Below are 5,870 nucleotides of genomic sequence, written 5' to 3'. Positions count from 1 at the left end.
GGTGCCGTTGCTGGAGCGGCTCGACGCCGACGGTCGCACCCGGTTCCACGGGGACGGCACCCGGACAGTGTCCGGGTGAGGCGGCCGCGTCAGACGTGGTCCCTCGGGATGGCGGTGTGCCAGTTGCGGGAGAACACCCGCTCGGTGCCCTCGAACGCGTCGAGCCGCGCGTGCACCACGAACTCCGTCGGCGTACACGAGAGCGTGGTGTGCGTGGTGGTGGACACGTCCCACCCGCCGCGGGTGAACCGCATGACCCAGTCCACCTGTCCGCGCACCGATTCGAAATCGTCACCGACCCATTCGTAGCGCTCGTCGGCGCGGCGCCCCACCCGCAGGTCGATGTCCTCGAAGTGCACGACCCCCAGATCCTTCACCACGTCCAGCGCGGAGCGGTACTCGACCAGGTCCCGGGACACCGTCCACCTCCCGTCGCCCGGCCGCAGCCGGTGCACCGGTGTCGTGGGGGTGCTCTCCGGTTCGTCGAACGGCTCCGGGCGCACCTCGTCCGTCCAGATCGGACGGACCGGCAGCATCAGCTCGCTGGTGTCGGCGTGCACGGTCAGGCACACCGGCTCGGGTGGGGGCCAGGCCAGCGGCCAGTACGAGGTGGACACCGACAGCCGGATGCGGTGCCCCGCGGGGAACGCCTGTGCCACACCGTTGAGGCCGACGCTCACCCGGTACCGTCCGCCCGCCTCCAGCGGTTCCGGCCGTGCGTGCCCGTTGCGGTGGGTGAGGTTCAACAGGCCGTAGCTGACGCGGGTGGCCCGTCCGTCGGGGGAGACGTCGGACAGCCGGACCGTCACCATCGCCGTGGGCCGGTCGACGGACAGGTCCAGATGGACCACCGGGGAGCCGAGGATCTCGAGGCGTTCGGTCAGCACCGCGGTGTCGAACACCAGCGAGCCGCCGTCCTCCTCCCGCTGGTCGTACGGGAGGTCCGGCGGGGCGTTGTAGGAACACCACTTCCCGGCGAACTGGCCCACCGACAGGGGTGACTCGATGGTCATGGCCTCGCCGGGACCGTCCCCCCGCGGCGATCCGGCCGCGCCGGGGCCCTCCACGGCGTCGGCGGCGAACCGGTCCGGGATGGACCCCGCCTCGGACCGGGATCCGGCGTCGACCCCGGCCGGGTCGGCACCCACCAGGCGGTTGCGGCGCAGCACGAACGCGGTCGACTCGACGTGCGGAGACGGCCAGGCGTCCTCCCCGATCCAGCGTCCCGGCCGCTGCTCGTACGCGGTGGCGGGCCTGGCGCTCTCCTGCATCCAGATCCGCAGCGCCGGATCGTCCATCACACCGTTGTCCACGCCCTTGAGCCAGTGGTCCCACCAGCGCACGAGTTCCTGGAGGAACCCGATGGCCGGGCCCGGCCTGCCCAGGTGCGGGTACTTGTGCGACCAGGGGCCGATCAGTCCCTTGCACGGCACGTCGAGGTGGCGCAGCAGCCGGAACACCGCGTTCGAGTATCCGTCGGCCCAGCCGCTCACCGCCAGCACCGGGCAGCCGACCGCCGAGTAGTCCTCGCACACCGACCCGTGCCGCCAGTAGTCGTCCCGCCGCTGGTGCCGCAGCCACTCGATCAGCCACGGCTCGCAGTGCCGGAGACGTCGCCACCACATCTCCCGCCACCGGTGGCCGACGACGGCCGGGTCCGGCGGGCACGAGATGTAGGCGAACATCACCGACGCCCACGACAGGTTGTCCGAGAGCAGACACCCGCCCATGTAGTGGACGTCGTCGGCGTAGCGGTCGTCGGACGAGCTCAACGTCGCGATCGCGCCGAGGCCGGGCGGCCTGCGGGCGGCCAGTTGGAGCGCGTTGAACCCGCCCCAGGAGATGCCCATCATCCCGGTGTTGCCGTCGCACCACGGCTGCTCGGTCAGCCAGGCCAGCACCTGTTCGGCGTCGAGCAGTTCCTGTTCCAGGTACTCGTCACCGAGGACACCGTCGGAGTCGCCGCTGCCGCGCAGGTCCACGCGGACACCGGCGTAGCCGTGGCCCGCCAGGTAGGGGTGGTGCATGGAGTCGCGCTGCGCGGTGAGGTCCCGCAGCCGGTAGGGGAGGAACTCGAGGATCGCGGGCACCGGGTCGCTGTCCGACGACACCGGGCGCCAGATGCGGGCACCGAGTTCGGTCCCGTCCGCCATCGGGATGCGGACGTGGTCGTCGACCCGGGTGGGGTGGGGGAGGGAACTCACGGTGCGCACGGTCGGCCTCCGGCTCGCTCTCGGGGGTACGGGTCGTGCTCGGCGGTGTCGACGGTGTTCCCCGCGTCCTCCGGACCGTCGGGGCCGCCGCGGTCGTCGATCTCGAACCGCAGGGACCGGACGCACCGCTCGTGGAGCTCGTCGAGCTCGTCCGCGTCCCGGGCGCCGAGGTGGACGTCGGCGAGCTCGTAGCTGTAGCTGTCCCGGGCGTACTGGTCGGACAGCACGTTCCCCTCCGCGGTGGTGACGTCCACGGTGAGCCCCGGGATCTCCGCCTCCAGGCGCGCGATCTCCGCCGCGGTGGGCACCCGGCGGACCACCCCGTCGGTGAACCGCCGCAGGAAGCACTTCGCCGCCATCCCGTAGGGCCCCCGCCGGTACGGCATCGCGGGGTCCCGCCCGAGCGCCAGGTTCACCATGCAGTGCAGATTGGACACCCCGTCGACGTGCTCGAACAGGCGCGCGTGCGACTGCGACAGCCGCGGGTTGACCTCCAGCACCGACACCCGTCCGGTGTCGACGTCGACGAAGAACTCCACGTCGAACGTCGTCGAACGCAGGTTCATCCGCACGGCGATCCGTTTCGCGATGTCCGAGACCTCCGCGATCAGGTGCGGCGGGAGCGTGGACGGGTACTGGTACCGCAGGAAACTGGAGCTGTCCGGGTAGGTCACCGAGTCGATCACGCCGTAGACGTGCGGCTCGTGGTGGTAGCGGTACCCCTCGACGGTGACCTGCCTGCCCGTGACCGCCTCCTCCACCAGGCAGGCCGTGCCCGGCACGTCGGCGATCGCGGGGGGCAGCCGGACGCGCTCCAGCACCGCCTCGAACGGGCCGCCGACCTGGTCGATCTCCGCACGGACCCGGGACACCGCCCGGACCAGTTCGGCCTCGTCCCGGACCCGGAAGGCCAGCTTGGACGAGGCGGACTTGACCGGCTTGAGCCAGACCGGATACTCCAGCCCGGGCGGCAGCGCGGGCTCGGCCGTGGCCGGGTCGAGCAGACCGAACCGCGGGTAGGCGTCCACGACCTCCGCCTGTTCCAACCGGCTCCAGTACTTGTGCTCGCACTTGACGATCGACTCCAGGCTGGTGCTGGGCAGCCCGTACCGTTCGCAGAGCACCGGGACGAGGGAGGTCACCGGGAAGTCCCAGTAGCCGGTGATCGCGTCGATCGACCCGTCGAAGGTCTCCAGCCGCTGTTCGGCGCGCGTCAGGCACCGCCGGTAGTCGGCGTAGCCGATGCGCACCTCGGAGATGTCGAGCAGGGTGTGGAAGCGCAGGTCCGCGGCGCCGGGCAGGCGCCGGAGCAGCGCCAGATTCCCGTCGTCCAGTCCGAGGACGAACACGTTCTCGGGCACGCGCCACCTCCGTGCGGATCCCTGTACGGAGGATGTCCGGTCGCCGGACCGCGAAACCCGCACCGCGCCGCCGGACGGGCCGCCCGTCAGTGCACGTCGCGCGGGCGGAACTGGATGCTGATGCGCGGGCCCACCGGCCGGTCGGTCTTCGGCACCGCGTGTTCCCAGGTCCGCTGGCACGACCCGCCCATGACCACCAGATCGCCGTGGCCGAGGGGATACCGCACGGTGCCGCCGGACCGGGAACGGGGCCGCAGCAGCAGCGGACGGGCGGCGCCCACCGACACGATGGCCACCATCGTGTCCTCGCGGTCGCCCCGGCCGATGCGGTCGCCGTGCCAGGCCACGCTGTCCCGGCCGTCGCGGTAGTAGCACAGCCCGGCCGTACGGAACGGTTCCCCGAGTTCGTCCCGGTAGTGGCGGGTCAGTTCGGCGCGGGCGTCGGCGAGGACGGGATCCGGGAGCGGGTCCCGTTCGCCGTAGAAGCACAGCAGGCGGGGCACGTCCACCGTGCGCTCGTACATCCGCCTGCGTTCGGCGTACCACGGCACCTCGGCGGCCAGCCGCTCGAACAGGACGTCCGCGCCGGAGAGCCACCCGGGCAGCACGTCGATCCAGGCACCGTCGCCGAGGTCGGTGCGGCGCAGTCCGTCCGGCGGCCGCACCGAGGGTTCGTCGGCCGTGTCGAACAACGACGCCTGCAACGCGGGTTCCATGTTCCCGAGCGTACCTTCGATCGAACAGGTGTTCTACCCGGGTGCGGCCGGAATGCACGGCACCGGTGTGCTGTTGGCAGAACGGAACGCGGAAACGAGCGCCGGGAGGACGTCATGGCGACCGTAGAACTGACCAGCGAGAACTTCAAGGACACCGTCGGCAGCGAGGGCACGGTCCTCGTGGACTTCTGGGCGTCGTGGTGCGGCCCGTGCAAGACCTTCGCGCCGGTGTTCGAGGCGGCCTCCGAACAGCACACGGACATCACCTTCGGCAAGGTGAACACCGAGCAGGAGATCGAGCTCGCGCAGACCTTCGGGATCTCCTCGATTCCCACGCTGATGGTCGTGCGCGACGGGGTCGTGCTCTACGCCGAGCCCGGTGCGCTCCCGGCCCCCGCGCTGGAGGAGCTCATCGGCAAGGTGCGGGAGGTCGACATGGACCAGGTGCGCCGGGAGATCGCCGAGGCGAGCTGACGCACCCCGCCCCGGTACGGGGCCTCGAACCGGAACGGACGGCACCGGCCCCTCGGCCGGTGCCGTCGTCGTGTGTCCGGGGGCCGGAATTGCCCGGACGGTGTCGGGGACGTGTCCTCCGGCGGCGTCGGTGCCTACAATCGCGACATGCACGGACGGCGCCCGGTGACCGAGGTCCCCGACGTCGTCGGGCTCGCACCCGACGACGCCTGCGAGATCGTGCGCAGGGCGGGACTAGTGCCCGTCCCCCCGGACGGGGTGGACGAGCTGCCGATGAGCGGGATCGTCACCACCCAGCGCCCGGTCGGCGCCGCCGGTGCCGTGGAGGGCGCCGAGGTCGTGTTGTGGGTCCACCCCGGCAAGGAGAGCCCGGTCGGCGCGGGCGTCACCGGGCCGCTCGAAACGGGCAGCCCGGATCCCGCCTGACCCGGTGTCCGGGGCGCAGGGACGGCCCGCCGCCGTCGTCCTCAACGACGGCCCTCCGGGGTCGGCAGGCCCGCGGCCCACTCCCGCGCACGGTCGGCCTCGCCGTCGGCGAGCGGGCCGAACTGCCCCGTGACGTAGAAACTCGTGACCGCCTCCGGTCGGGGCAGGCCCGTCCTCCGCAGGCGTTTCGCCGCCGATCTCGCCGCGGAGCCCGGCAGGCGGGGGCGGTCCACCTTGGTGTCGAAAATGGCCGTGCGCACCGCGTTCGGCAGGCGGGCCCGGTCCAGCCACTCCCGCAGCCCGATACCGCGGGACACCAGCGCATACCCGGCGCGGTCGCCCCGCTGCCCGGCGTCGGCCCGGGTGGAGTCCCGGCTGAGCCCGAAGGCGTGCGTCGGGGCACCGAGCACGAGCAGGTCGGTGTCGCCGCCGACGGTGGTGGGCGCCGCGCCGACCTCGGTCAGGTCGACCTCCACCCCGGCGTGCGCCGTGAGGGTCGAGGCGATCGCGCGGGCGACGGCCTCGGTGTTGCCGTACATCGATTCGTACACGACGAGTACCCGCATCGCCCGGCTCGTCCGTCTCAGCCGCGCAGCGGGGAGGGCGGGGTCACTCCCCGTGCGGGGGTCCCGTGCGCGGGGCCTCCGCCCGGATCGGCGGGTGCCGGCGCCGGCGCCGGG

At 72.4% G+C, this 5,870-nt stretch carries 6 protein-coding genes; 2 read left to right on the top strand and 4 right to left on the bottom strand.

Going from position 1 to position 5,870, the window contains the following annotated elements; all coding sequences use genetic code 11:
• Window positions 1-89: 89 nt before the first annotated feature.
• The 3 genes from ACTIR_RS0115340 to ACTIR_RS0115330 form a co-directional block, all read right to left on the bottom strand.
• A complete protein-coding gene (locus ACTIR_RS0115340; RefSeq protein ID WP_026454942.1) occupies window positions 90-2,213 on the bottom strand; it encodes a CocE/NonD family hydrolase in 2,124 nt (707 codons plus the stop codon).
• The gene (locus ACTIR_RS0115335) at window positions 2,201-3,574 is read right to left on the bottom strand and encodes an ATP-grasp domain-containing protein (RefSeq protein WP_026454941.1); all 1,374 of its coding nucleotides are present in this window, start codon (window positions 3,572-3,574) and stop codon (window positions 2,201-2,203) included. Before ACTIR_RS0115335 ends, ACTIR_RS0115340 begins: the two co-directional genes overlap by 13 nt.
• A gap of 86 nt (window positions 3,575-3,660) precedes the next feature.
• On the bottom strand, window positions 3,661-4,290 hold the full coding sequence (locus ACTIR_RS0115330; RefSeq protein ID WP_026454940.1) for an alpha-ketoglutarate-dependent dioxygenase AlkB family protein: 630 nt from the start codon (window positions 4,288-4,290) through the stop codon (window positions 3,661-3,663).
• 114 nt (window positions 4,291-4,404) lie between these two features.
• Here ACTIR_RS0115330 and trxA point away from each other — a divergent pair, with 114 nt between their 5' ends.
• A complete protein-coding gene (trxA, locus tag ACTIR_RS0115325) occupies window positions 4,405-4,764 on the top strand; it encodes a thioredoxin (protein WP_026454939.1) in 360 nt (119 codons plus the stop codon).
• A 147-nt stretch (window positions 4,765-4,911) separates the two neighbouring features.
• A complete protein-coding gene (locus ACTIR_RS0115320; RefSeq protein WP_026454938.1) occupies window positions 4,912-5,190 on the top strand; it encodes a PASTA domain-containing protein in 279 nt (92 codons plus the stop codon).
• 41 nt (window positions 5,191-5,231) lie between these two features.
• Here the strand turns inward: ACTIR_RS0115320 and ACTIR_RS23665 are convergent, their stop codons facing one another.
• Complete coding sequence (locus tag ACTIR_RS23665; protein WP_034240372.1) at window positions 5,232-5,756, bottom strand: flavodoxin family protein; 525 nt, start codon at window positions 5,754-5,756, stop codon at window positions 5,232-5,234.
• Between the last annotated feature and the right edge of the window lie 114 nt (window positions 5,757-5,870).

This window comes from Saccharomonospora iraqiensis subsp. iraqiensis, from assembly GCF_000430445.1.
In the GTDB taxonomy this organism is placed as follows: Bacteria; Actinomycetota; Actinomycetes; order Mycobacteriales; family Pseudonocardiaceae; genus Saccharomonospora; species Saccharomonospora iraqiensis.
This window is presented reverse-complemented; position numbering and strand designations above follow the sequence as displayed.